We start from the raw sequence: 910 nt of genomic DNA, 5'->3' as shown, positions 1-910 counted from the left end.
ATAGCGATATGGTGCGTGGCTAATCTACTTGGTATATACTTTCTGGCCGTTAAGAATGTTCTTAAGTGGACGAAACTTGCTTTAAATATGATATTTAGCCATGCACTATAACGCGTGTTAGTGGCTGGCAATTAATACCTTTAAATAATTTTCCGGAGTCATGACTCCTAATGCGCTGTTTTTAAAATCTTTAGTATTCCGGGTGACTATCACATCTATGTCTCCAATCATTTCTGCGGAGAAGTTCTGTAAAGCATCTTCAAAGTCTTTAAAAGGTGAGTTTAGGGCTCGCAAAATTGCTTCTTTATCGGTAGTCAACACTTCAGTAATGGATATTAATTGATTTAATTTATCAACCACTTTTTCGTGCTTAGCATTCTGTCTCAACAAATAGTAAACATTACTTATAATCACTGAAGTAATATGGCCCGTAATAGCTTTAGATTCGCAAAGGGCTAATACTTTAGCTGCATTGTCTGAAAATGGTTTTCTGTCGAAAAAGAAATCCAGAATAACGTCGGTGTCAATCAATATTCTTTTCATTCTTACAGGTGTTTTTCTGCAAGTCTCTTTGAGAGCTCCGTTTTATAATCAAAGTTTATAGGTTCTTTAAATGTCCCCTTTAGAGATTTCACAATGGGCGTCAATTCAACCTCCTTGGCTTGCTCTTCTTTCGTTATAATTTTCAGATAATTCTCAATTATATCAGAAAGACTTCTGCCTTTTCCTGATGCGTACTTCTTTGCTTTCTCAATTATAGATTGCTCTATTGTAAGTGTCAGTTTAGTATTCATTTTACACTCCTCCAATTTAAAAATTTTATACGTGTAAAATTAATTCAAATTCATAGCACGTGCAAATAAAATATGAATTGCACGTGGCAGTTTTTTTTGTTTTGCTTGCCACTAAC

The 910-nt window shown here is 34.5% G+C and carries 2 protein-coding genes; both read right to left on the bottom strand.

Features of this window, described 5'->3' with window-relative positions:
- Positions 1-117 precede the first annotated feature (117 nt).
- Positions 118-543: a type II toxin-antitoxin system VapC family toxin gene (locus JCM15548_RS20690; protein WP_062129139.1), complete on the bottom strand. Its 426-nt coding sequence runs from the start codon at positions 541-543 to the stop codon at positions 118-120.
- Positions 544-545: 2 nt separating this feature from the next.
- Positions 546-794, bottom strand: a complete 249-nt coding sequence (locus tag JCM15548_RS20685) for a DUF6364 family protein (RefSeq protein WP_062129137.1) — start codon at positions 792-794, stop codon at positions 546-548.
- Positions 795-910 lie beyond the last annotated feature (116 nt).

The organism is Geofilum rubicundum JCM 15548 (assembly GCF_000974365.1).
Classification (GTDB): domain Bacteria; phylum Bacteroidota; class Bacteroidia; order Bacteroidales; family Marinilabiliaceae; genus Geofilum; species Geofilum rubicundum.
The sequence above is the reverse complement of the archived record's forward strand: the minus strand, read 5'-3'. Positions and strand labels throughout refer to the sequence as shown.

Coding starts and splice junctions, on each gene's coding strand:
- JCM15548_RS20690 (WP_062129139.1), bottom strand. CDS start 543: ATGAAAAGAATATTGATTGACACCGACGTTATTCTGGATTTCTTTTTC.
- JCM15548_RS20685 (WP_062129137.1), bottom strand. CDS start 794: ATGAATACTAAACTGACACTTACAATAGAGCAATCTATAATTGAGAAA.